The sequence below is a fragment of the Paraburkholderia atlantica genome (assembly GCF_009362785.1).
Classification (GTDB): domain Bacteria; phylum Pseudomonadota; class Gammaproteobacteria; order Burkholderiales; family Burkholderiaceae; genus Paraburkholderia; species Paraburkholderia atlantica.
The window spans coordinates 1-24,027 of record NZ_WHNQ01000006.1 but is presented as its reverse complement, the minus strand read 5'-3'; the positions used below and the strand labels follow the sequence as shown (position 1 = coordinate 24,027).

Annotated in this window: 17 protein-coding genes, 2 tRNA genes, 1 pseudogene and 1 other annotated feature; of the genes and pseudogenes, 10 read left to right on the top strand and 10 right to left on the bottom strand. The window is 60.6% G+C overall.

Annotation, left to right across the window (positions count from 1 at the left end; genetic code table 11):
* The first annotated feature begins 10 nt into the window (after nucleotides 1-10).
* The 3 genes from GCT19_RS10755 (at nucleotide 11) to GCT19_RS10745 (ending at nucleotide 5,487) form a co-directional block, all read left to right on the top strand.
* Nucleotides 11-2,701 carry a glycosyl hydrolase 2 galactose-binding domain-containing protein gene (locus GCT19_RS10755; protein ID WP_152851892.1) on the top strand — a complete coding sequence of 897 codons (2,691 nt, stop codon included), beginning with the start codon at nucleotides 11-13 and terminating at the stop codon, nucleotides 2,699-2,701.
* A 629-nt stretch (nucleotides 2,702-3,330) separates the two neighbouring features.
* A complete protein-coding gene (locus GCT19_RS10750; protein ID WP_006048767.1) occupies nucleotides 3,331-4,065 on the top strand; it encodes a Crp/Fnr family transcriptional regulator in 735 nt (244 codons plus the stop codon).
* A 36-nt stretch (nucleotides 4,066-4,101) separates the two neighbouring features.
* Nucleotides 4,102-5,487: an undecaprenyl-phosphate glucose phosphotransferase gene (locus GCT19_RS10745; RefSeq protein WP_152851891.1), complete on the top strand. Its 1,386-nt coding sequence runs from the start codon at nucleotides 4,102-4,104 to the stop codon at nucleotides 5,485-5,487.
* A 202-nt stretch (nucleotides 5,488-5,689) separates the two neighbouring features.
* Here the strand turns inward: GCT19_RS10745 and GCT19_RS10740 are convergent, their stop codons facing one another.
* The 3 genes from GCT19_RS10740 to rpiA form a co-directional block, all read right to left on the bottom strand.
* A complete protein-coding gene (locus tag GCT19_RS10740) occupies nucleotides 5,690-6,112 on the bottom strand; it encodes a helix-turn-helix domain-containing protein (protein ID WP_041734613.1) in 423 nt (140 codons plus the stop codon).
* A gap of 495 nt (nucleotides 6,113-6,607) precedes the next feature.
* A complete protein-coding gene (locus GCT19_RS10730) occupies nucleotides 6,608-7,837 on the bottom strand; it encodes a glycosyltransferase family 4 protein (protein ID WP_152851889.1) in 1,230 nt (409 codons plus the stop codon).
* A 460-nt stretch (nucleotides 7,838-8,297) separates the two neighbouring features.
* Nucleotides 8,298-8,993, bottom strand: a complete 696-nt coding sequence (gene rpiA / locus GCT19_RS10725; RefSeq protein ID WP_152851887.1) for a ribose-5-phosphate isomerase RpiA — start codon at nucleotides 8,991-8,993, stop codon at nucleotides 8,298-8,300.
* Nucleotides 8,994-9,199: 206 nt separating this feature from the next.
* Between rpiA and GCT19_RS10720 the strand changes: the two genes are divergently transcribed.
* Entirely contained in the window at nucleotides 9,200-9,850 is a 651-nt protein-coding gene (locus GCT19_RS10720) for an RNase A-like domain-containing protein (RefSeq protein WP_152851885.1), read from the top strand.
* Between the two features lie 41 nt (nucleotides 9,851-9,891).
* Nucleotides 9,892-10,185 (top strand): contact-dependent growth inhibition system immunity protein, encoded by a 294-nt coding sequence (locus GCT19_RS10715; protein ID WP_018432156.1) that lies wholly within the window; start codon nucleotides 9,892-9,894, stop codon nucleotides 10,183-10,185.
* Nucleotides 10,186-10,277: 92 nt separating this feature from the next.
* Here the strand turns inward: GCT19_RS10715 and rlmB are convergent, their stop codons facing one another.
* A complete protein-coding gene (gene rlmB / locus GCT19_RS10710) occupies nucleotides 10,278-11,021 on the bottom strand; it encodes a 23S rRNA (guanosine(2251)-2'-O)-methyltransferase RlmB (protein ID WP_013089240.1) in 744 nt (247 codons plus the stop codon).
* Between the two features lie 132 nt (nucleotides 11,022-11,153).
* Nucleotides 11,154-13,649, bottom strand: a complete 2,496-nt coding sequence (gene rnr, locus GCT19_RS10705; RefSeq protein ID WP_152851883.1) for a ribonuclease R — start codon at nucleotides 13,647-13,649, stop codon at nucleotides 11,154-11,156.
* 422 nt (nucleotides 13,650-14,071) lie between these two features.
* Between rnr and GCT19_RS10700 the strand changes: the two genes are divergently transcribed.
* The 4 genes from GCT19_RS10700 to GCT19_RS10685 all read left to right on the top strand — a co-directional run bounded on the left by GCT19_RS10700 (nucleotide 14,072) and on the right by GCT19_RS10685 (nucleotide 17,790).
* A tRNA-Leu gene (locus GCT19_RS10700) sits at nucleotides 14,072-14,158 on the top strand.
* Nucleotides 14,159-14,385: 227 nt separating this feature from the next.
* Nucleotides 14,386-14,472: transfer RNA gene (locus GCT19_RS10695), tRNA-Leu, on the top strand.
* A 155-nt stretch (nucleotides 14,473-14,627) separates the two neighbouring features.
* Entirely contained in the window at nucleotides 14,628-15,854 is a 1,227-nt protein-coding gene (locus GCT19_RS10690) for a tyrosine-type recombinase/integrase (RefSeq protein ID WP_152851881.1), read from the top strand.
* A 973-nt stretch (nucleotides 15,855-16,827) separates the two neighbouring features.
* The gene (locus GCT19_RS10685) at nucleotides 16,828-17,790 is read left to right on the top strand and encodes a Gfo/Idh/MocA family oxidoreductase (RefSeq protein ID WP_152851880.1); all 963 of its coding nucleotides are present in this window, start codon (nucleotides 16,828-16,830) and stop codon (nucleotides 17,788-17,790) included.
* Nucleotides 17,791-17,991: 201 nt separating this feature from the next.
* Here GCT19_RS10685 and GCT19_RS10680 read toward each other — a convergent pair whose 3' ends face one another.
* The 3 genes from GCT19_RS10680 to GCT19_RS10670 all read right to left on the bottom strand — a co-directional run bounded on the left by GCT19_RS10680 (nucleotide 17,992) and on the right by GCT19_RS10670 (nucleotide 20,177).
* Nucleotides 17,992-18,981: an ABC transporter substrate-binding protein gene (locus GCT19_RS10680; RefSeq protein WP_152851879.1), complete on the bottom strand. Its 990-nt coding sequence runs from the start codon at nucleotides 18,979-18,981 to the stop codon at nucleotides 17,992-17,994.
* 115 nt (nucleotides 18,982-19,096) lie between these two features.
* Complete coding sequence (locus GCT19_RS10675; RefSeq protein WP_152851877.1) at nucleotides 19,097-19,678, bottom strand: fumarylacetoacetate hydrolase family protein; 582 nt, start codon at nucleotides 19,676-19,678, stop codon at nucleotides 19,097-19,099.
* Between the two features lie 316 nt (nucleotides 19,679-19,994).
* Nucleotides 19,995-20,177: a hypothetical protein gene (locus tag GCT19_RS10670; RefSeq protein WP_152851875.1), complete on the bottom strand. Its 183-nt coding sequence runs from the start codon at nucleotides 20,175-20,177 to the stop codon at nucleotides 19,995-19,997.
* 1,409 nt (nucleotides 20,178-21,586) lie between these two features.
* Here GCT19_RS10670 and GCT19_RS10665 point away from each other — a divergent pair.
* Nucleotides 21,587-22,081 (top strand): MarR family winged helix-turn-helix transcriptional regulator, encoded by a 495-nt coding sequence (locus GCT19_RS10665; protein WP_152851874.1) that lies wholly within the window; start codon nucleotides 21,587-21,589, stop codon nucleotides 22,079-22,081.
* A gap of 123 nt (nucleotides 22,082-22,204) precedes the next feature.
* Here GCT19_RS10665 and GCT19_RS10660 read toward each other — a convergent pair.
* Together GCT19_RS10660 and GCT19_RS10655 are read right to left on the bottom strand one after the other, a co-directional pair.
* Nucleotides 22,205-23,369, bottom strand: a pseudogene (locus GCT19_RS10660) (IS3 family transposase).
* Nucleotides 23,021-23,138 (bottom strand) — a sequence feature (AL1L pseudoknot). Its footprint overlaps the pseudogene before it by 118 nt.
* Before the next feature lie 499 nt (nucleotides 23,370-23,868).
* Nucleotides 23,869-24,027 (bottom strand): transposase (locus GCT19_RS10655; RefSeq protein ID WP_152851873.1); only part of this gene is annotated, 159 nt, incomplete at its 5' end.

Here is a 24,027-nt window from a genome sequence, read left to right as displayed (position 1 = left end):
TGATGCGTTGATGCGCGCGCTTCGTGCCGCGCGGTTTTTCCGGGAATTGACCGTGGATGTATCGACACTCGATCCGGCGGCTGACGAGGGCGGCGCCGGCCGTCCGCGCGCGGCCGACGCGAGCGCGCAAGCGCACGACGCAAGCACTGCCCTCGCCTCGCCCTCGCTATGGCCGCAACGGCTCGATACCGGCTGGGCCTGTCTGAGCACCCCACCCAACGCCTATGCGTCACCGCTCGAGCTGCCCGCGCAAGGCTGGCTCGCCGCGCCCGTACCCGGCACCGTCGCGAGCGCACGGCGCGCCGCCGGGCTGCTCGATGTCGATCACCCGCCACCGCTCGCGTTCGACGATCACTGGTATCGCCTCACGCTGATCGGCACCGGTCGGCGCCGCTTGCGATTTCATGGACTCGCGACGCTCGCGCAAGTGTGGCTCGACGATGTGAAGCGGCTCGATTGCGCATCGATGTTCATCACCCATGATCTCGATATCGAACTGAATGGCCGTGCGACGCTCGTGCTGTGCTTTCGCTCGCTGACGCCGGCATTGGCGGCCAAACGCTCGCGTGCACGCTGGCGCCCTCGGCTCGTGTCGCCGCCGACGCTTCGCAACGTGCGCACCACGCTGCTCGGCCATATGCCCGGCTGGTGTCCGTCGATTCAGGCGGTCGGTCCGTGGCGTCCGATCGAGATGCTCGGCGACGCGCCGCACGCATTCGACACGATTGATCTGACCAGCCGGCTCGAGCACGACGATGGGGTTGTTTCGTTGACGTTACGTTTCGTACACCCCCACGACGTCGCCACCTGCCGCGCGACACTTGCGTGCGGCAACCATGTTTCGTGTTTGCAATGGCACGATGCATATACACTCACCGGCGACGTGCGCGTGCCCCACGCGAAACGCTGGTGGCCGCATACGCATGGAGAGCCCAGTTTATATCCTCTGACGTTGCAGCTCGCCGACGTCAACGTGATCTGTCAGCCTCTGGGCTCGATCGGCTTTCGCCGTATCGAAGTGGACCGCGGCGCCGATGCCGCGGGCTTTACCTTGCGCGTGAACGACGTGCCCGTGTTCTGTCGCGGCGCGTGCTGGACCAGCGCCGATCTCGTCACGCTGGCAGGCACCGAAACGCAATTGCGCCATACGTTCGAGCTCGCGCGCGCCGCCGGCATGAACATGCTGCGCGTCGGCGGCACGATGCTCTATGAATCAAATCTGTTTTATGAACTCGCCGATGAGTACGGCCTGCTGATCTGGCAGGACTTCGCACTGGCCAATTTCGACTACCCGAACGATGCCGCATTCAGCGCACTGATCGAGCGCGAAGCAAGCCAGTTCCTGACCCGCACGCGTCGCTTCGCGTCGCTCGCGGTGCTGTGCGGCGGCAGCGAGGTCGACCAGCAGGCGGCGATGTTCGGACTGCCTGCGGCGCGGCGCGAGCAGCCGTTGTTTACCGAGCTGCTGCCCGCGCTCGTCGCACGCGAACGCGAGGACGTGCCCTATGTCAGCAATTCGCCCTCGGGCGGCGCGTGGCCGTTTTCGACTAGCGAGGGCGTCACGCACTACTACGGCGTTGGCGCGTATCAGCGTCCGCTCGCCGACGTGCGCCGCGCGCAGGTGCGCTTCGCCGCCGAATGCCTGGCATTCGCCAACGTCCCCGACGACGCGACGCTGCACGACGCACTCGGCACGGTCCACGCGCACGATCCGCGCTGGAAGGCCGCCGTGCCGCGTGATGCTGGCGCGGGCTGGGATTTCGACGACGTGCGCGATCATTATCTGCAGGCGCTTTACGGCGTCGAGCCGGCACGCTTGCGCTATGAAGACACGGCGCGTTATCTGGATCTGTCGCGCGCGGTGGTTGCCGAACTGATCGGCGACGTGTTCGCCGAGTGGCGGCGCGCGGGGTCACCGTGCGGCGGCGGCCTCGTGTGGCAGTTGCAGGATCTGCGCGCGGGCGCGGGCTGGGGCATGATCGACGCGACGGGACGGCCCAAAAGCGCGCTGCACGGCTTCGCGCAGACGTTGCAGCCGTTGCAGGTCACGCTGACCGACGAAGGCCTGAACGGCCTCGATATCCATCTGATCAACGAGCGCGCGCAAACGTTTAGCGGCGAACTCGAACTGGTCTGTCTTCGCGACGGCAGCGTGAAAGTCACGTCCGCGCGCCGCGCGCTGGCGCTTGCCCCGCGTAGCCTGCAACGCATCAGCGCGGCCGCGCTGCTCGGCCAGTTCTTCGATCTCACGCATGCCTACCGCTTCGGCCCACGCGCGCACGATGTCACGATTGCAACGCTATACGATGCCGCGAGCGGTGAGATCGTGTCCGAGGCGTTTCATCTGCCCGAGCGTAGCGTGCACGCGCGTGATGAGCTCGGTATGACGGTCCAGGTCGAACGTCGTGGCGACGGCAACGGCTGGCAGCTGGCGATCGAAACGAAGCGCTTTGCGCGCTTCGTTCATATCATTGACCCGCACTATCGTGCGGCGCGCGACTGGTTCCATCTCGCGCCGAACCGGCGCTGTATCGTGCCGCTGCATGCGTTCGAACCGCTGCTGCCGACCGCGTTCGCCGCGTCGCCGCAAGAAGTCGTTGCACCTGCATCAAACGCGGCCTTTAAAGTGGATGAAACAAGCGCGGCACCTCAGGGGGAAGTCCGCGCGATCAATGCGCTTTCCGCCATCTTCTACGGCTAGTGGTCATTCCGAACTAGTCGCGCGCCCGCGAGGCGCACCAAAGCCCGCTTCGCACCTCTCGAACTGTCTGCTCCGCGCACTCACTGTTGGCTCGAACGCGACTGTTAGCAGGTCTGAAAGGCCTTGGGTGCGGCAGCGTACGCACTCCATTTAACACTTCTGAATCATTTCCGGCACTTTAGGAGGAGCGCTTCAAAACGTGCATGCGGCGCCAGGTTCAAATCTGAGACAGCTTCGACAGCCCTCCTGTTTTTGGCCGTGAAGCCTTTGATATCAAGGGATTCCCGGAAACCCAAAGCTTTCATCCGATGCATTCCCCATCCTGAGGGGGTGTGCAGAACTGAAACAAAAAGCCGCTTTTCCTCTCCGGCTACCCTCCGGGTTTGTTCGCTGCGCCGCATCAGCACGCGCTTTCTCTAACGTTGGCACGGTCCTCGCTATTACCTTCACGCAACAGAGTGCCACCGCACACGAGCGCAACAACAGACGCGGTGGCAGACAGGCCTAAAACGGGGCCGATGCTGTTCATCCTAGCTGCTCGCCGGGCAGCCCTGTCCCGAGGATGCGGGCATCGGATCAAATAAACGGAGAGAGGCGCGCGAGGCGCGACTTTCATGCGAGGACCGATCATGTTGACACTTCAATCCGATTTGCACGGTAACCATCTGCTGGGCGCATTGCCGTCGCACGAATGGCAAGCGCTGGCCCCGCACCTCGAACTGGTTCATCTGCGCACCGAGCAACTGCTGTGCGACTCGGGTCAACGGATCCATCACGTGTACTTCCCCACCACGGCGATCATCTCGATGCTCTCGACGATGGAAGACGGCAGCTCCGTCGAGATCGCCGCGGTCGGCCGCGAAGGCATGACGGGCGTGCCGGTCCTGACGGGCGGCGAAACCATGCCCAACCGCGTGCAGGTGCAATGCGCGGGCTTCGCCTACCGGATGAGCGCGCAGGCGCTCAAGCAGCAGTTCGCGCGGTCCGACTTTCTGCGCCGCCTGATGCTGCTGTATATGCACGCCCTGCTGACCCAGGTTGCGCAGACCGCCGCATGCAATCGCCATCACGCGCTCAACAAGCAACTATGCCGCTGGCTGCTGATCGAAGTGGATCGCGTCGCGTCGAACGATTTGACCGTCACGCAGCAGCTGATCGCCGACATGCTCGGCGTGCGTCGCGAAGGCATCACCGAAGCGGCCGGCAAGCTGCACGACGAAGGCCTGATTCATCATAGCCGCGGTCATATCAAGGTGCTCGACCGCAAGGGCCTCGAAGCCCGCGCGTGCGAATGCTACGGCCTCGTGAAACGCGAATTCGATCGTCTGCTACCGCGCCTGCGCCAGGCGGAGACCGTCGAATAAGCGGCACGCCGCTCGATGACCGGGGTCGATTTGCCTATGTTCAGGGCTATTTCTCGATGTCTCGACGTACTCTTCGTCATTGCAGGCGGTCTGCTAGCCCACTCGATGCGCTTTCCCGCGCCAATCCCGTTTGGCGATACCCAGCGCCTTCTGATTGCGTTCAACTGTGTGCTGGTTCTGCTGCTGTTTCCGGGCTTCGGCGCCTATGAGACGTGGCGCGGCAAGGCGCTCGCGCCAGTGCTCGCGAGAATCGCCGCCGCGTGGGTCGTGGTGGTCGCGACCTCGCTCGTGCTCGCGTTCACGCTGCATCGGACGGATGCGGTGTCGCGCCTTTGGTTCGGATATTCGACGCTGATCTCCGGCGCGCTGATCATCGCGACCCGCTGCATCATGCAGCTGGTGCTGCGCTTCGTGCGCCGCCGCGGCATGAATGCGCGCACCGTCGCGATCGTCGGCGCACCGGGCTTTGCGCGCACGCTGCTCGCGCATCTCGAGCATGCGCCGCAAGCGGGCTTCAAACCAGTGTGCGTGTTCGACACCAGCGTGGAAGGCCCCGGCGCGTATGGCGCCCGTCTGGCGCGCCTACCCGTGCTGACCGATCTGAAAGCGTTCGCGACGAAGGTGCGCGACGAACGCGTCAACGAAGTGTGGCTCGCGTTGCCTCTTTCCGAGGAACACACGATCTACCGCTTCACGCGCACCTTCAGACACGACTTCGTCAATCTGCGCTTCATCCCCGACGTACGCAGTCTGTCGCTGTTCAATCATGCGATCGTCGATGTCGTCGGGTTGCCGACGCTGAATCTGAGCGCGACGCCGTTCTCGCCGCCGCAGATGTGGCCCAAGCTGATGTTCGATCGCCTGTTCGCCGCGCTCGCGCTGTTCGCGCTCGCGCCGCTGTTCGTCGTGCTCGCGGTCGGCATCAAGCTCACTTCGCCGGGACCCGTGTTTTTCCGGCAGATCCGCAAGGGCGTCGATGGTCAGCCGTTCCGCATCTACAAGTTCCGCTCGATGACCGTGCACAAGGAACAGGCCGGTCAGATCACCCAGGCGACCCGCAACGACTCGCGCGTGACGAAGCTCGGCAGTTTCATGCGCCGCACGAGTCTCGACGAGCTGCCGCAGTTTCTGAACGTGCTGCTCGGTCAGATGTCGGTGGTGGGTCCGCGTCCGCATGCGATCGAACACGATGATCTGTACAAGGATCAGGTGTACGGCTACATGCACCGTTACCGCATCAAGCCCGGCATCACCGGCTGGGCCCAGGTCAACGGCTATCGCGGCGCGACTACCAAGGTCGAGAAGATGGAAGCGCGCGTCAAATTCGATCTCTTCTATATCCAGAACTGGTCGTTCTGGTTCGACGTGAAGATCGTCTTCATCACGATTTTCAAGGGCTTTGTCGGCCGCAACGCGTTCTGATCACGCCATCGATGCAATCGCATCCGACGGTGCCGGTCATCGTGCCGGCGCTGCGGTGCGCCGCAAGTAGCAAATAGCAAATAGCAAATAGCAAATAGAAACGCCAACTCCGGCGGCCCGATCGACAGCCGCCATCGTTGACGCAAGACAACGAGCCGCGACGGACCCCGTCCTGGACGGGGTCCGTCGCGCGATCCCGCCGTTACAGGAACTGGCTCACGTCGGTCTGAAACCGCACCGCGAGCGCCTTGGCGACTTTCTTGCTGATCGCGCGGCGCCCCGCGAGAATATCGCTGACCACGGTCGGCGACGCGATGCCGGCCAGATCCTTCTGCTTCAGACCATGCGTGGTCAGCAAATGGCGCAGGACCTCGCGCGGCTCCGCTTTTGGAATCGTCAGATTGCGCGCTTGCCAGTGACCGACCAGCTCCTTCACGATCGCATGCAGATCGGCGAGTGGATCGTTGTCGTCGCCACTTAGATGATCGGACAGCGAGTTTGCGATGCGCACCATCTGGTGATAATCCTCTTCGGTGCGAATCGGCGTGATCGGCAACTGGCTCTTCAGCGCAGCCCAGGTTGCGGCAATGTCGGGAAAGGGTCCCGGAAGGCGATCGGCATTCATGAGTTTAAATTCGTCCTCGTCCAAAAGCCGTCGGCGCGTTAATCGGTGACGCGCGAATGACGACTGCCTGTTGTAGTGAATCGCCGTGGCACGCCGAATTGCCAGCACGGCGAAACTTCGCAGTGAGGTCATTCAGCGGTCACGATAGCGAACGTCTGCTTCAGGTCGTTATGGCCACGCGAGGCATGCCGCGCCAGCGAATATCTCGCCCGTAGCGCGTGGCGCGCACCCCGATGTCGTTTTTTGAAGTCCAGTCCTGCCTGCTTGACAATGGCCCGCCGCGGCTCGCCTTGCACGCGCAGTGCGTTTCGCGCGAGACGCGATATGCACTGCCGACACAAAGCGCGAAGCGGACGCGCCCACACCAATAGCCGCCCGGACGCGTTGGTCAGAACGGCTCGTTACTGCCTGTTGCGAAATCACTGCATGACGACGAAAACCTTTTTCTCTCCTATCGAAAACTCCACGAGGCGAGAACAGCGAAAGACCCTCACCTCATTGCCTCCACCTGCTTTTCGGCGCCGTGTCGCTGGCGATGCCCAGTTCCCGGGCCGCTAGATCGGGCTCTGCCCACGTCACGTGCTCTCCCAGCTCCGTCGCCGGTAGACCCTGAGCGACGGCCGCAATTGTGCGCGTGACCTCCGCCATGAACGCCCGCCGGAACACCTGCGCCGAAAACCGTTCGGCATTCGCGCGACAGGCCGCTGGCGTGATGTATGAGCTCAGGCGCTCGAAGCGGTCGATCGCGTCGAGCACCGACACCGCCGTCTGACGCGCGAAGAAAACGCCGGTCGGATGCGGGTCGCCGACCGGCACCACCGTTTCGAGTGCCCCGCCCTTGGCGAACGCGATGACCGGCGTGCCGCAGGCCTGCGCTTCGAGCGGCACGATGCCGAAGTCTTCCTCGGCGGCGAACACGAAGGCGCGCGCGCGCGCCAGATAATCCTTCAGTACGCCGGATGGCTGATAACCGAGGACCGTCACGTTCGGGCCGGCTTTCGCGCGAATCGACGCCATCTGCGGCCCGTCGCCGATCACGATCAGCTTGCGCTGCGGCGTGGCGTTGAACGTCTCGACGATCAGATCGATGCGTTGGTGCGGTACCATCCGCGACACGGTCAGATAGAAATCGTCTTTCTCGGCGCACAGTTCGAATTCGTTCACATCGACGGGCGGCGGAATCACCGCGGCATCGCGCCGATAGGTTTTCAGCATGCGCCGCGCGACCGACTGCGAATTCGCGATCAGACGGTCGACGCCATTCGTCGACTGCGCGTCCCAGCCGCGCAGATAATGCAGCAAGACCCGCGCGGCCCACGACTTCGGCCCGCGCAACAGATTCGCTTCGCGCAGATACTGATGCTGCAGATCCCACGCGTACCGCATCAGCGAATGCACGTAACTGATGTGCGTCTGATGTGGGCCGACCAGTGCGCCCTTCGCGACCGCGCAAGAACTGCTTATGATCAGGTCATAGCTCGACAGATCGAAGCGTTCGACGGCAAGCGGCATCAACGGCAAATAGGCGCGATACCGGGTGCGCGCAAACGGCAGGCGTTGAATGAACGATGTGGTGACCGGCTTACCGGCAAGCGGCGTGCGATCTTCGAGAAAATCGACGACGCTGAAAACATCGGCGTCGGGAAAGCACTCGATGATCTGCTCGAGCACTTTCTCGGCGCCGCCGGGAGCGACCAGCCAATCGTGCACGATCGCCACTTTCATATTCCGTCCTATCTGTCACGAAACGCCACCTGGCCTCAGAGAAGAGTGTATGTGCCACGTTCCTGACTGTGCGTGCGCGTGCACACATTCGACATGCGACAGTACGCGAGTAATTCGCAGAGTCCGTTCGCGTCTGCAAAGTCACGGCTTTATTGCTGAGCTTTCGTCTGTGCACCACGGCTGACGTTTTCGTTCCGACGTCTTGTCGATAGTCCGGCCCCCGCGCGTTGCGATCGCAGCGCTGCGCGAGCGAAGAGCGCGCGACGTGGCGGGCATCGGGCGCGGCTAGTATCGTCGGTGAATTGTCTGAGCACGTGGCCAGGCATTTTCCGCCAGGTACGCGTGCGAATGCGGCCGCGGCGAGCGGTGAAACCGGATCGTGCGGCACGAGCGCAATAAAAAACGCGTGTGAACCGTTGGAACGGCTCACACGCGTCAGAGCGAACGGAAACGCAGTCGCTTAATTCTGGCCGTACGTGATCGTTTGCACGCCGGTGTCGGTGCCGAGCAGGCACAGATTTGCGCCGCGGCCCGCGAACAGGCCGACCGTGACGACGCCGGGCCATGCATTGATATGCGCCTCGAGCGTGCGCGGGTCGCTGATGCTCAAGCCCTTCACGTCGATGATCTCATTGCCGTTGTCGGTGATGAACGGCACGCCCTCTTTCGTCACGCGCACGACGGGCACGCCGCCGAGCGCCGTCACGCGGCGGCCGATCGCGGTGCGCGCCATCGGCACCACTTCGATCGGCAGCGGGAACTTGCCGAGCGTCTCGACGACCTTGCTCGCATCCGCGATGCAGACGAATACTTCCGACACCGACGCGACGATCTTCTCGCGCGTGAGCGCGCCGCCGCCGCCCTTGATCATCGCGCCGCTGCGATCGATTTCGTCGGCGCCGTCGACGTACACCGGCAGCGAGTCGATCTCGTTCAGATCGAGCACCTTGAAGCCGTGCGCTTGCAGACGCGCGGTGGTGGCGAGCGAACTCGACACCGCGCCGCGATAGCGGGATTTGGTGGCGGCCAGCGCGTCGATGAAACAATTCGCGGTGGAGCCCGTGCCGACGCCGATCACCGAGCCTTGCGGCACGTTGGCGTTCACATAATCGGCGGCGGCCTGGCCGACCAGTTGCTTGAGTTCGTCTTGAGTCATGGGAGAGGCGGGAGAAGCGTGAAAAACCGATAGTTTACCGGAGTGGCGGGGGGAGGGTTCGGTTTGGGCGCGCTTTGTGCCGCGGAGTGCGCTCGATTGCCGGACACCTTTGGACACATTGAGTCGCAAGAATCATCCATCGCCCCTATCAAACCTCTGTGGTGCTTGCTGGTTTTTAGGCCCGCAAGACCACAGAGGATTCTGGAATGTCGCAGGAATACGATGGAGATGGCATGCGCGTGGTGCTCAGTGCGCCGCAGCTGGCCGCCATATTGACGCGCGGATCGATCAGCCAGACGGAGATGCTGAGTAACCGGCTCTGGGGCGGCCTACAGGTCGCCGCAGGGGTAGCGGAGATGGTCGGAGCGGCAGCGCTATGCGTGCTGCCTGAACCGACGATGGCAAGTAAGGCCGGCTGCGTGGTGTTCGGCGTGTCGCTCGACATCGCCGTTCCGTTCGGACTCATCGGCTCGATCAAAGCCGCGCGTGTCGCGCGGATTACGATGGGGCGGATTAGTCTGGATGCGCATGAGGCCACAGCCGGTAGCCGGATCGGCGGGCATACCAAACTGAAGCATGTGGGGAGGACTGAGGCACAGTTGCGGGAGAGACTGCGATTGGAATCCGAGAGAAGAGTAGTATCGTCGTTTCGGGACTTGGCGGCGGCGGAATGGGCTATCTCCAAGGTGATGGAGTCCAACACGCCGAAGATCAGGAATTGGGCTCGGTCGAATCCGAGGCGAGATCTCGTTCTGTATCAGGATGTCGGAAGGAATGTGGGCTATGGCGTCATTCGAGCGACAGGAGAACTCAAGCAAATGAGTACGGTTCAGGTCGTCTTTAGATTTGAAGAGTAGAACGGAATGCCCTATTACATTTTTACATCGTACCTGGTGAAATGATCGACGAAAGCGCATACCCTGAGTTCCACGTGCTGTTCGGCGCGTATCTCAATCAGGATTCAGAATACTGGGGCGAAACCGTGGACGAAATAGTCTCGTGTTTCAAGAGAGATAGCTCCCCAGAAGAAATCCAGGCTGCGCTGACCGAAATAGATAAATTCAAAAAAGAAACAGGCGAGAATCTCGATGAAATATTTTCAGAAACGTACGGTTTCAATTTCGATCCCATCTTATGGGGATACACAACGGAGTCCTTTTTTGAGGAACTAAAGCGTCTTCTGCGCGAATAGCCTCATCCTCCACACCCAAAACAAAGCGCCCGAAACCACCACCGCGTTCCGGGCGCCAAGAATCATCCAACAACGAGTCCAACGACAGAAAACTACTTCTTCACCGCCCTCTGCCGCACCGCCTCGAACAGGCACACCCCGCTAGCCACGGACACATTCAAACTTTCCACCGTCCCCGCCATCGGAATGTTCATCACGACATCGCAGGTTTCGCGCGTCAGACGCCGCATGCCCTCGCCTTCCGCGCCCATCACGAGCGCCACCGGCCCGTCGAGTTCCGTTTCGTAGACGCTCTTCTGCGCGTCGCCGGCCGTGCCGACCACCCACACGCCCGCGTCCTTCAGTTCGCGCAGCGCGCGCGCCAGATTCGTGACCGTGATATACGGCACCGTGTCGGCCGCGCCGCTTGCGACCTTCGCGGCAGTCGCGTTCAGTCCCACCGCGCGATCGCGCGGCGCGATCACCGCGTGCGCGCCGGCCGCGTCGGCGACGCGCAGGCAGGCGCCGAGATTGTGCGGATCGGTCACGCCGTCGAGCACGAGGATCAGTGGCGAACCGCTGATGCCGTCGAGCAGTTCGGCGAGGTTCTGCGCGAGCGGCAGATCGCCCGCGCGCGCGACCACGCCCTGATGGCGCTCGGTGCGCGCGAGGCCCCACAGACGCGTTTCGTCGGCGGCGATCAGACGCACGCCCGCGTCCTTCGCGGCCTGCAGGAATTCGGTCATACGACGGTCCTTACGCGTCGCGTCGTAGTAGACATCCTCGACCGTCGACGCATCGTGCCGGATACGCGCGGTCACTGCGTGGAAACCGTATAAAACCTTATGACGTGCCATGACTGAACAACCTTTGATTGGGCGCGCATTCAACGCGCGCCGCTGTGATGAAGATGAAACCAAAAGGCAGACCGCGCGCAACCGGCACGCGTTCACGTGCCCGCTGCGCGCGGTCCCGGCGCGGTGAAAGCCTCAGCGCTTCTTGCGTGCCTGCTTCGACGCCGCCTTGCTCGCGACGCCATGCTTCCTCGCCGCGCCACGCGCGGCGCGCGCTTCCTTGACCGCCACGCTCTGCGCGGGCGCGGCTTTCTTGCGCCGCGGACCCTGCACCGAGGCACCGCCTTCGACTGACGACAACGCGCGCACGCGCGGGCCAGCGCCTTCACCCTTGTCCGCGGCGATGCCGCGTGGCGCCGGCGGCTTGATCGGCGTATCGCGCACGAGACGGAAGTCGATCTTGCGCGCGTCGAGATCGACGCGGCTCACCTGCACGCGCACACGATCCGACAGCCGGTAGCGAATGCCAGTGCGCTCGCCGCGCAGCTCGTTCCTGATCTCGTCGTACTGGAAGTAGTCCGAGCCGAGTTCGGTCACATGCACGAGACCTTCGATGAACAGCGAATCGAGCTGCACGAAGATGCCAAACGACGTGACGCCGTTGACCATGCCGCCATACTCTTCGCCGAGCTTGTCGCGCATGAAATAGCACTTGAGCCACGCTTCGACGTCGCGCGATGCTTCGTCCGCGCGGCGCTCGTTGGCCGAGCAGTGCAGCCCGAGCTCTTCCCAGATCGCCACGTTGTTCGTGCGAGCGCGGGCACCGCGCTTTTCCTCGTCGGCCTGCTGCATTGCGCGGGCGCGCGGCGACAGCGCGGTATTGAGCTCGACGCCGTGCGGCGGCTGCGGCTGATACTTGCGGCCTTGCAGGATCGCGTAGATCGCGCGGTGCGTGAGCAGGTCCGGATAGCGACGAATCGGGCTCGTGAAGTGAGCGTAGGCCTCGTAGGCGAGACCGAAGTGGCCGATGTTGTCGGGGCTGTAGACCGCCTGCTGCATCGAGCGCAGCAGCATCGTCTGCAGCATCGAGGCGTCGGGCCGGTCGCGGATCTGCGCCATCAGTGCGGCGTAGTCGCTCGCGTGCGGCGTGTCGCCGCCGCCGAGCGTCAGGCCCATGCCGCGCAGGAACGTGCGCAGGTTCTCGAGCTTTTCCGCGCTCGGGCCCGCATGCACGCGGAACAGGCCCGGGTGTTTGTTGCGCTTCAGGAAATCCGCCGCGCACACGTTCGCGGCCAGCATGCATTCCTCGATCAGCTTGTGCGCGTCGTTGCGCGTGCGCGGCACGATCTGCTCGATCTTGCCCTGCGCGTTGCAGACGATGTACGTCTCCGTCGTATCGAAGTCGATCGCGCCGCGCTTCTGGCGCGCCGCGAACAGCGCCTTGTAGACGCTATACAGATTCTGCAGTTGCGGCAGCAATGCCGCACGGCGGGTCGCCTCGGGGCCCTTGGTGTTTGTCAGCACCGCGGCGACTTCGGTGTACGTGAGCCGCGCGGCCGAATGCATGACGCCCGGATAGAACTGATACGCCTTCACGTCGCCACGCGCGGTGACGATCATGTCGCACACGAGCACGCAGCGGTCGACTTGCGGATTCAGCGAGCACAGTCCGTTCGACAGCTTCTCCGGCAGCATCGGGATCACGCGGCGCGGGAAATACACCGACGTGCTGCGCTCGATCGCGTCGGTGTCGAGCCCGCTTTGCGGCAGCACGTAATGCGACACGTCCGCGATCGCGACGATCAGGCGGAAGCCGTCGCCGCGGCCCACCTTGACCGGCTCGCAATAGACGGCGTCGTCGAAGTCGCGCGCGTCCTCGCCGTCGATCGTGACGAGCGGCACGTCGCGCAGGTCGACGCGATGGCGGATGTCGGCCGGGCGCACTTCGTCGGGCAGCTTGGCCGCTTCGCCGAGCGCGGCCTCGCTGAATTCGTGCGGCACGCCGTACTTGCGCACCGCGATTTCGATTTCCATGCCGGGGTCGTCGATATCGCCGAGCACTTCGACCACGCGGCCGAGCGGCTGCGAATGACGGCTCGGGAAATCGGTCAGCTCGACCACCACGACCTGGCCGACCTTCGCCTTGCGGGTGTTCTGCGTGATCAGGATGTCGTGGCCGATGCGCTTGTCTTCGGGCGCGACGATCAGCGCGCCGTTCTCGTTGAGCAGACGCCCGATCACGCGCTTGTTCGCGCGGTCCGTGACCTCGACGATGTGCCCTTCGGGCCGCCCACGCCGGTCATAGCCGACGATGCGCGCGAGCACGCGGTCGTTGTGCATGACCTTCTGCATCTCGCCGTTGGGCAGGAACAGGTCGTCCTGGCCGTCGTCGCGAATCAGGAAACCGTAGCCGTCGCGATGGCCCTGCACGCGGCCCGCGACGAAGTTCGACGGATGAGTCAGTTGATAGAGATTGCGCTGATCGAGCCGGATCTGGCCGTCGCGCTCCATCGCGCCGAGACGCTTGAAAAATCCTTCGCGCTCCTGGCGCTTGATCGACAGGGCTTCGGCGATGTCGTTCGCGGCAAGCGGCGTTTCACTCGTGCGCAGCACGCCGAGGATTTCTTCGCGGCTTGGAATCGGATACGGAAATTTGCTCAAGGGCTTGTCGATGATTTTTTCTCGTTGCATGGACGTCGGTCGGCGATGTGGTCCGGCCTGGAAGGCGTTTGCTTAATGCGCGCAGTTGCGCTCGGCTGCATCTGTAAGGCGGCTGCGCTGCCTCGGTCATTACACCTGCTGCTTGCTGCTCTTCTGCTCGACTGCTCTACTGCGATTAGCACAGGAAACTGCCTGGGTTCGGCTCGTTCAACGCGAGGCCGACGCGCGTCTGGCTGATCGCATGTCGACACTCGCGTCGCGACACCGGATGTGCATCGTGCCAACGAACTACTGCGAGGCATTCTAACACCCGTGTCGGGCGCCACGCGGGCCTGCGCCGGTGGTTCGGACGCGTCGTGCGCCGGCTCGCCGCGAGGTTCAAACGCGTTCGGCGAATCGCTTGACAGGTCGGAATCGGTCGCTATAATGGCGGTCTTTGCAGTTCATCACCTGCCCAGGTGGCGAAATTGGTAGACGCACTAGGTTCAGGTCCTAGCGGTGGCAACACTGTGGAGGTTCGAGTCCTCTCTTGGGCACCAGATTCGAAAGTAGAGCCGCCTTCTGGCGGCTCTCTTTTTTGTGTAAGGCCTGGCAATCGAAATCGCTGTTCCTATTTCGATTGCCGGATCAGCAGGACGGTGGTTCGGTAGCGGTTGTATCACTTCGCTGCGCGTTCAACCGGGCGGATGAGATAAGCAAGTTTGTTTGAAGCAGAGATTGACAAACTTAATCATCTTGCTAAAATAGCGGTCTAGCTTGAAGACGTGCCCAGGTGGCGGAATTGGTAGACGCACTAGGTTCAGGTCCTAGCGGTGGCAACACCGTGGAGGTTCGAGTCCTCTCCTGGGCACCATTAGTTTTTCCGGCGTAAGCCGGTGTAGTCCGAGAAACCCCGTAAGATCAAGGTCTTACGGGGTTTTTTGTTTCCGCTGGCAACCGCCATATACCGGCGGCATCAGTGATTTTTGCGTATACTCTTGCGTATACACGGAATCGAGGTGCCGAGCGATGCCCAAACGCGCCGAACCGAAGTCCGAAGTCGTATTCCGCGTCGCCAAACCGCGCGAGCGCCCTTACCTGCTCTCAGACGGGAACGGGCTTGCCTTACGCATCTGGCCGGACGGAAGCAAAACGTGGCTGCTCCGCTATCGCCGCCCGAGTACTGGCAAAGAAAACTTTCTCAGTCTTGGTCCATATCCCGAAGTTGCACTCGTCGAGGCGCGCAAGTCCGCTGCGATCACGCGTAGTCTCGTGCGTGATGGTACTGATCCGGTCGAGCACCGCAGAGCCGAAGCCGCTGCACGCAAACGCGCCGCTGAAGGGGCGTTCCATCTCGTCGCGGAGAATTGGCTCGCGTTCAAGCGCAAGGAGTGGGCCGACGAGACTTACCGCAAAGCGGAGTTCGTAGTTCGGCAATACCTGATCCCGCCACTACGCAACAAGCCCATTTCGACGCTCGCGACATCGGAAGTCAAACCGGTGTTGGAAGCAATAGCGGAGCATGCCCCCAACCTCGCAACCAAGGCACGCCAATACGTGGGCGGCATCGTGACGTACGCGATCCACCATAGTCTGCGGGAGGACGGTGTTCCGTTGTCGCTGCGCGGCGTCATCCCGCGACACGAGAAAGGCCACATCCCGGCAATTACGAAACCCACGGACATCGTCCCGCTGGTGCAAGCGATCAATACCTATAAGTCACCGATCACCAGGGCCGCACTGAAACTGACCATGCTCACGGGCTTACGCCCCGGAGTGATCGCAGCCGCACCGTGGGACGAAATTGACCTGAAAGCGGGCGAATGGCATGTTCTGGCCGTGCGGATGAAGATGCGCCACGACCATATTGTGCCCTTACCTAAGCAAGCGGTTACGTTGCTCGGCGAGTTGCAGTCGCTCACAGGCCGCGGACACTATGTGTTTCCATCTCCGGCTCGCCAGAAAACACCGCATTTGCATCGAGACGCGTTAAGCAAGGCTCTGCGCGAGATGGGATTCAAAGGAAAGCATGCTACGCACGGATTCCGGGGTATGCTACGGACCGTTGGCCGGGAGCGACTCGGCATCGACATCGACGTCCTCGAAGCGCAACTCGCACATGCAAAACGAGGCGACGTACAGAAGGCCTATGACAGAACAACTTTCGATGATGATCGCCGCCGCGTGATGCAAGAGTGGGCGGACTATATCGACGGACTATGCAGAACAACGCCGGCAGGTGGCGCAGTCGATTGACACCGCGGTTCGGACGATATGTCGCTCACGAATCCGCACACCGATGGCCGCGAATCCCCATTCAATTGACAACCACCTGCCGCAAACCAAACGCTGGGCCTAATTGGGGTCCCATACCGGCCGCCGATACCGTCAGCGATACCGACATTCCCGCCCGGCACTGAACGGCTTTAGGTGGGCCGCATCGGAAAATCAGCTACGCCCGCTTAAGAAAGATCGTCCAAGCCATGCGTCTCCAGATGACTTCGGAGGTTGATACCGTCAGCGATACCGTCAGGTCACAGTTGCCTAACTGAGCCGGCCGGCGGCTGGTCTTTAGGTTTGTTCGACGCCTGCCCATGTCCGCAGGCTCGGGCAAGCGCGCGTCAGCGCATGCGGGCAGGCGTCGAACAAACCTAAAGAACTACCGTCATCGGCCCTTATATGCCCTTGACGGCTCGACCGGCGGCTGGAGGTAAGTGGCCGCCCCGCTCCGCCGCGCGGCGAGGGAAATTTTTAGTGTAGACGCTGGCGCGCGGATTGCGGCGATAGCGGGTGCAATCACCGCGCCGCTTCCCGGTCCGGAACTGGTCGTTTGAACGCAACTAGAAGTGGGCTATAACTTAGCTCCTTCAGTTGTGCGAGGGACAATTTAACTTATGGCAAATTTACGCGCCATTTCTCGCTACTGGGTTGGCAACCACGGCGGCAGGATCTCAACGACTTCTCCGCTGCAACCTCATGCCGATTCTTGAGTGGGCCTCTGTTGAACGCGCGACTCGGAGCAGCACTTCCAGTGCTCGCGGTCGACCGGAAGCCGATACTTCATCGCCTTCATTTGAGCACAAATGCGTATCGGATTTCCGCTTCCGAAGGCGGTCTTGTGCTCCAATAGTGCTGTTCTGTGCCCCAAGGCACGGCGTCGCGGACAGACCGGCACATGCCGTCGGCCAGGCAGATTGTGGCAACTTTCTTTACGGAAGATTCTTCACAGATGGAAAACGACACCAAAGTCAAGGTCGCGCTGGTCGGAGCGGGCGCGTTCGGCATTAAGCATCTCGACGGACTGCGCGACATCGAAAATGTCGAAGTCACGTGGCTTGTAAGCCGCGACCCAGAGGTTGCGCGCGACGTTGCGGAACGCTACGGCATCCGCCACGTGAGCGCAGATCTGAGCGACGCACTTTGCAGCGATGATGTCGACGCCGTCATTCTCTGCACGCCGACGCAGATGCACGCAAGTCAGACGATGGCGTGTCTCAGAGCCGGCAAGCACGTCCAGGTTGAAATTCCGCTCGCCGATTCGTTGCAAGATGCACAGGACGTGGTGAGACTCCAGCGCGAGACAGGGCTTGTGGCCATGTGCGGTCATACGCGCCGATTCAACCCGAGCCATCAATGGGTGCATCGACGCCTCTCGCGAGGCGAATTTCATATCCAGCAGATGGACGTGCAAACCTACTTTCTCCGCCGCACGAACATCAACGCGTTAGGCCAGCCCCGTACGTGGACTGATCACCTGCTCTGGCACCACGCCGCTCATACAGTCGACCTGTTTGCGTACCAATGCGCAAGCCCTATCGTGAAAGCCAACGCGATCGCCGGCCCGATCCATCCAACGCTCGGCATCGCCATGGACATGTCCATTCAATTAAAAGCGCAGAACGGCGCCATCTGCACGTTGAGCCTCTCCTTCAATAACGATGGACCGTTGGGAACGTTCTTTCGTTACATAGGCGACAGCGATACCTACATCGCGCGCTATGACGACCTGTTCAATGGCCGCAAAGAAAAGATCGATGTATCGAACGTCGACGTTTCGATCAACGGAATCGAACTTCAGGACCGCGAATTCGTTTCCGCCATTCTTGACGGACGCGAGCCTAATGCGAGCGTCGCGCAGGTACTGCCCTGTTACGAGGTGCTGCACTCGCTTGAGCTACAGCTGCGCGAGTGACCAGCACGTCGATCCACACGGAGAGCGCCACGAGGTCAGGAAGACCGCCACAATGAGCGACGATGAAAGCGCGCTGAGCGCTCGTTTGCTTACAACGTTTCCTGCCATCGTGCCGGTCTCCTTCGCGCCGTTCTTATGCGGCAATGGATTTGAAACGAGGCCCGATGTCTGCGGGACACCGGCGATGCACCTATGGGTTGATTAGACCTGGAACGATGCCAGCGATTGTGGCGCGAACAGTTCCTCGACCGTCATCTGACGGGCCGACAGGCCTTGCTCGAACGACCAACGCACGGAGGCCTCCAGCGTCGCACGATTGGCTTCCACGCCGTACGGCCAGAAGTCCGGGCCGAACGTCTGGTGCAGTGCTGTGACCTGTGCGGGCAGGAACGGCATTGCGATCTTGAGGGCCGTCGCTTCCGCGAGTTCGTTCAGGGCAATGTCTTTCGCTTTCGTGAACGCCTTCATCAGCGAGCTCGGCAACCACGGATTGGCAGCCAGCACGTCATTGCGGACGCCGATCAGGTGCATGATTGGGAAAATACCCGTCTTCTTGAAGTAATCTGCTTCAGCGTTCGGGTCGGTGAACAGACGTTGGACCGAACCGTCGCCCGAGGGATCGAAGCCCTTCGGTGCACGCGGGGACACGAGTGCGTCGATCTCGCCGCGCTCGAACAGTTCGGGAATCGTGCGGTCACGGATCTTCTCGATGGTCACGCCTGAGGGCGGAATGAAGTTGACCTTGTCGATGCGATTCGTGCTCGTCAGACCAGCCTGAATCCATTCGACATCCGAAGGATGAACTCCGTATTCGTCCTGGAGGATGCCACGAGCGACCATCGCTGCCGTGACCTGATATTCGGGCGTGGCCACGCGACGGCCCTTCAGGTCTTCGGGGGTCTTGATGCCGGATCCGGCACGGACGTAGATGCCCGAGTGACGGAATGAGCGCGAAGGAAACACGGGAATCGGCGTATACGGGCATTCGCCGCGCGACATCGTCATCAGAGTCGTGGACAGCGACAGTTCGGTGATTTCGAATTCGGCGTTACGGAACGCGCGAAAGAACGTTTCTTCGGGTGTCAAGGCCAGGAAGTTCAGATCCGCACCATCGACGCGGACGTGGCCGTCCATGAGGGGACGCACGCGGTCGTAATCCCAGCAAGCGAGGCTAAAACGAGGGCTGCTCATAGTTTTTCTCCAACATAATTTTAATAAACGCTTCCGAAGCAAATTAGACGACGTTGACCGACATCGAACCCACACATTCAATTTGGCATTGCATTACATCCACAGGTACAACACGTCATACACCTTTGGACGTGCCGGTCACGATTACGTCGCAAGGCCAAAGCGTGCGACATTCGCTGATCCAAGCAATCTGTTCCCCAATTTTGATAGTCATATCGCGAGGAAAGGACGACAGGCGCTGCTCGCCGCTGACCCTCAACGTTATGTGCAGACTTGAGACGTCCGGTATCCCATCGGCAGCGATCACATACGGACCGAGCACCGAATAAGTGTCGAGCGACTTGCGCAATGAACGATCCTCCGGATCTCGGACAACCATGTCGAGTCCAGTACAATAGCCGGCGACATAGGATGGTGCATCGTCGACACTTATGTTCCTACCCTTCCGACCAATGACGACCGCAAGTTCAAGTTCGTGATGAGTCTCGCGATCGGGGAAGCGAACAATCACGCCCTCCCCGGCGCCAACGACGGAACCGGAGGCTTTGAGGAAGTGGCCCTGCTTCCGAATCTCCCCGGCATACCAAGGTGTGACGTGGTCAGGCGGCGGCTTATGCGTTGTCGGGCTCTTCCACAAGGGCGCGAGACCGGCGTCTTTCCACGCACGCCGTACCGCCTCACGGTCAGATTCGTTCACGATGCGATATGTTCAGGATTGGCAGCTAATACTTGCTGCTGTGTAGATCGGCTCAGATCGCTATTCGGCGTCACGGGTTTCATCAGAATGCGCATAAACTCGGACCTTTCGTCGGCGGCCAAAGGCGCGAGAATCAGATGAACGACCACATCTAGTCTCTTCTGCATCCGCGCAACAATGCTCTTGGTGCCAGACGTTAAGAACAACGAATGCGTACGCCCGTTCTTTGCGTTTCGATCCACAAAACCCTTGTCTACTAGACGCTGCGTTAGAGTGCTGGCCGGTTGACGATCGAGTGCGGCACACCGACAAAACGTCACTGATCGATGCCGGGAGCAGCATTTGCAATGGTGACCAACGTGCCGAATTGCACCTGCATCAAGCCAATGGTTTCTGCCTCTCGAAGAAAGATTGACCCGGATATCTGATGAAGTCCGCGAATGGACTGACCAAGATCATCCAGAGGATCTTTTTCCTGGGCTACAGTCGGCTTCGCCATTACTTTTCTTTCAGAGATCGAATTGTCACTATAGTGACGATTTCGTTGAGCGTACGCTTGGCAACATCGCCTGTCAACAATTAATCACTCTAGTGACAATCCCGAATCGTGATCGCCCTTCTGGGCAAGAGCAATCTATTCTGGTGCGGCAAAGGAAGCGGCGGCGCGGTCGCGTTGCGGTGGGCCGCTGCAAGACATGCCCGTGCCCGATGCGTTTGAGTTCCGGTGCGATGATGGCACGGCGTCGCGCGTAGCATCCGCGCTGGACTGCTACGGCCGGAGGCGACGAGCTGGGCGACGACGACCGGGCGGCTGAGCGAAGAGGTAGTGTGCGACGTGATGCTAGCCGCCGTCGAACAGCAGTTCGGCACCGCGCATGCCGCGCAGCCCTTTGTATGGACGAGGGACAACAGTTCGGCCTACATCGATTACCGCATGTGCTGCTTCGCTCACGAGCCGGAGCTTGAGCCGCTGGCTACACCGGAATGTTCGCGACCGAGCAATCGGATGGCCAGATCGTTCGCGACGACCACGAAGCAGAATCAGGTTGCCTACGTACAGGCCTGACGCACCAACGGCGTTTTCGCGCCTGGCTATCGGACTTGAATACTACGATGAGCAGGACCGGCGTAAAGCTCTGAAGTACTGCACGCCGCGCCAGCTTACGCGCGCGACGCCGCCATCAAACCAACAGCGTCTGCGTGTTTGAGTCCTCAGTCTGTTCGTGTCCACGTTGGTCAAAATGAGGGGCGTCGAATAGGGAAAGGCACCGCAAAAAAATTGCATGCCCAATGTCGGCGTGGTCGCTTACGATAATTTGGGGCGACAGCACGAGCGCCTTTTTTTGGGGAGTTTAATTGTCGTTCCGCCAGACGGGAAGCATGCTGATTCTGATGGCATGTAACTAAAATTAAATGATACCTTTTCTTAAATTAACACCCTCATTCTAATCGACTCCTGTTAAGGCTATATCCCTAGAGGGTTTTCCTCCGACGACTCCCTGCATTGACAGCATGCTGTTGATCGATTTAATATTCGTTCGCGAAATGATCGATTATAGTCGCGGGTCAGCAGTTAAAATACTGGGAGGTCGTTATGACGACCGGTTGTAGTTCAGGGATGGATACGATTACCAGTTCGCTGCGTCAGATTTTGCGCGATACTGATCCGGTTCCGTGGTGGGACATCCTACCGCACATGGCTCGATGTCAAGGGTGCGCAGCATCCTATCTTATAGCGGAATGCAACTCGTCCCATTCCACTCGAGACGGCGAATATCTCATCAATCGTGGAGTACAGGAAGTTGGGATTGCTCAAGGAAGCATCCAAGGATTGAGTCCTAGCTGCTCCATCGGAAGCGGCGCTAGCGCCGTTCTTTTGAATTAATCCATCGGCTAATTTTATCCTCTATGTTCAATCCTTTTACAAAGCCTGGGGCGCTCATTCGCCGACTTCAACAAGTGTCGGTGCGTCTGTTTGCAGAAGAAACAAAAGACTACAACATGACGTCGATTCAATTCGGTGCCCTTCAGGTTATCGCCGACAGGCCGGGAATCGACCAGATAACGTTGTGCCAGGCTACTGACATAGACCGCACCAGCATCATGCGTGTGCTAGAGCGTCTCAAGTCTGAAGACCTTATAACCAAGGAAGCAAGCACTGAAGATCGCCGAGTCAGCAATATTTCCATTACAGAAGCGGGTCGCGAACGCATTGACAGAGTAGTTGACGGCGCCGAGGCGTCTCAAGTTCGCTTGCTGGCTCCGTTGACGCCGGATGAACGTAAAGAGTTCATGCGGATGATGATCAAACTGGTGCTCGCGCACTCATCCCAAGAAAGCCCAGCTATTCGTGACCTTGTGAAGGACGCCCGGAAACGAATTCGTTCGAAAATTGGATCTTGAATGGGTAACTACGTCGTCATGTAGTGCCGGACAAGCCTGATCGGGCGTTGCACTGGCACCGCCAATCCACCCGTTTTTTAAAGAAATGATGAATCACATCAGGAATCGTGGAGGCCGGTTGATCTAAGTTGATACAAGCACGTCAGCGGTAGTTCTGTGTTGCCTGTTGTAGGCTGCCACAGGTTCGGCGGGCGGGATATAGCCGACAGTTCCATCAATCGATGATGGTTGTACCCCCGCAACCCATTCGAGCGTCGTCAGTTCGGCGGATTCTCCAATTTTCCACGGGGAACGCCGATGAGTCAGTTCCGACCGTTGATCGTTTCAGCCAACGCGTTATCGTAGTTGCCGACGGGCGGCTCGATGCCCGCTTCGGCCGAACGCCCGTTGCACCATATGCTGGCATTTTGAGACCACTATCAGAGCGGTGTATCAAAGTCCCATCGTCGGCCGGTTGGCGCGCGTACAGCGCCAGTTCAAGTGCATCCAGAACGAGATCCGTGGTCATTGACGAACTGACGCGCCAGCCAACGATGCGGTGGGCGAACACGTCGATCACAAACGCCACGGTACAGCCGGCCCAGTCATGTCGAGACAGAGGTGAAGTCCGACCCCACAACTGGTTCGGCCGCGTGGCCTTGAACTGCCAGTTGACCCGGTCCAGCGGACACGGCGCGGACGTATCGGGAGTCGTCGTGCGAACTCGCTTGCCGCGAACTGCGCCTCGCAAGCCTCGCAGCTTCATCAGCCGCCCGACCGTGCAACGCGCAACCACTATGCCCTCCCCCTCACCTGTTTGCAGACTTCCTGCACTCCATAAACTTGCGTATTGGCCTGCCAGAAACGCGTGAACTCCGGTTGCAGAAGCTCATCGCGTTTGGCGCGGGAGCAGCGCTTGGACAGATCGCAAAGCTGAGCAGGACGGCGTCGGTACCCCGACGGGGTAATCCGCAAGACCTTACAGATCGGCTCGCCTCCGAAGGTGTCGCGATGCTGATCGACGAAAAGCCTCCAGGACCTGAATCGGCGGTCGCGCTCCGCCAGGGCGAAAACCGCGCTCGCCAGCTTGAGAATCTTGTTGGTACGGTGCAGCTTCTTGACCTCACACTCCAGGGCCTTGACGCGTTCTCGCTCGGTTGTGCTCATACCATCGTGTTCGTCACGCTCGACCTCCTCGCGCTTGTCCAAACCAGCAGCGTCTGGGCGTACAGCCGATCATCGGCGCAGTCGATTCGACCGTCGTCCACATCGACGGATGTTCGCGATGCTGCTCGCGTACCAGACGCATTGCGCCCTTCCGGACTTCCGCGGAAGACCCATGTTGCCTACTTGTCTATGGCTCGATTCTCTCGAGAATGCGAGCCTCCACAAATTCCGGTACGGTTCAGAACTCTTCCGTTATCGACCGAGGCTGCGTGAAAACGCATGCCGAATGCTCAAGTCGAAAAACTCGAGCCTTCAGATCGACCCGTATTGGCTTGTCAACAGTCCGGGAAGATTAAGGCGACACCCGAAAACTGAGGCGTTTTGCGTTCTGACCCAGCCTCGACCATTACCTTCCGTTATAGATTGTTATTTTCCCAGTACAAAAAGCAAAAGGGAGGGTGATCCATCAACTATCACCAGCCCTGCTCCTTTAGAAAATCCCTAGGGCTACGCTGAACAAGCCGCTGAATTTGCGACGTGTCGGCGATGTTGAGGTGTTCAGGTCGTGAAGCCGACCGTCACCCTTTGGCTTTTGGCCCTTGCGGGCATTGCACGCGGGCGTTTTGCCCGCGTTTCGCCCATTACGGGCACACCTGTGCCATCAATCGCGTGCGCGACAGGTACACGTTGGCGAGCGCCAGAGCTACGAAGGCCCGGTTCGCATTCTTCGCCAACCCGCGGTAACGCACCTTCGTGAAGCCCCACAGTCGTTTGACCACCGCGAAGACATGCTCCACACG

What these genes read in the sequence shown, in the direction of transcription:
- GCT19_RS10745 (WP_152851891.1), top strand. Translation starts at nt 4,102, where the DNA reads ATGTTCAGGGCTATTTCTCGATGTCTCGACGTACTCTTCGTCATTGCA.
- GCT19_RS10670 (WP_152851875.1), bottom strand. Translation starts at nt 20,177, where the DNA reads ATGGCGAAGCCGACTGTAGCCCAGGAAAAAGATCCTCTGGATGATCTT.
- rlmB (WP_013089240.1), bottom strand. Translation starts at nt 11,021, where the DNA reads ATGGCACGTCATAAGGTTTTATACGGTTTCCACGCAGTGACCGCGCGT.
- GCT19_RS10690 (WP_152851881.1), top strand. Translation starts at nt 14,628, where the DNA reads ATGCCCAAACGCGCCGAACCGAAGTCCGAAGTCGTATTCCGCGTCGCC.
- GCT19_RS10665 (WP_152851874.1), top strand. Translation starts at nt 21,587, where the DNA reads ATGTTCAATCCTTTTACAAAGCCTGGGGCGCTCATTCGCCGACTTCAA.
- GCT19_RS10680 (WP_152851879.1), bottom strand. Translation starts at nt 18,981, where the DNA reads ATGAGCAGCCCTCGTTTTAGCCTCGCTTGCTGGGATTACGACCGCGTG.
- rpiA (WP_152851887.1), bottom strand. Translation starts at nt 8,993, where the DNA reads ATGACTCAAGACGAACTCAAGCAACTGGTCGGCCAGGCCGCCGCCGAT.
- GCT19_RS10715 (WP_018432156.1), top strand. Translation starts at nt 9,892, where the DNA reads ATGATCGACGAAAGCGCATACCCTGAGTTCCACGTGCTGTTCGGCGCG.
- GCT19_RS10720 (WP_152851885.1), top strand. Translation starts at nt 9,200, where the DNA reads ATGTCGCAGGAATACGATGGAGATGGCATGCGCGTGGTGCTCAGTGCG.
- GCT19_RS10730 (WP_152851889.1), bottom strand. Translation starts at nt 7,837, where the DNA reads ATGAAAGTGGCGATCGTGCACGATTGGCTGGTCGCTCCCGGCGGCGCC.
- GCT19_RS10740 (WP_041734613.1), bottom strand. Translation starts at nt 6,112, where the DNA reads ATGAATGCCGATCGCCTTCCGGGACCCTTTCCCGACATTGCCGCAACC.
- rnr (WP_152851883.1), bottom strand. Translation starts at nt 13,649, where the DNA reads ATGCAACGAGAAAAAATCATCGACAAGCCCTTGAGCAAATTTCCGTAT.
- GCT19_RS10685 (WP_152851880.1), top strand. Translation starts at nt 16,828, where the DNA reads ATGGAAAACGACACCAAAGTCAAGGTCGCGCTGGTCGGAGCGGGCGCG.
- GCT19_RS10755 (WP_152851892.1), top strand. Translation starts at nt 11, where the DNA reads ATGCGCGCGCTTCGTGCCGCGCGGTTTTTCCGGGAATTGACCGTGGAT.
- GCT19_RS10750 (WP_006048767.1), top strand. Translation starts at nt 3,331, where the DNA reads ATGTTGACACTTCAATCCGATTTGCACGGTAACCATCTGCTGGGCGCA.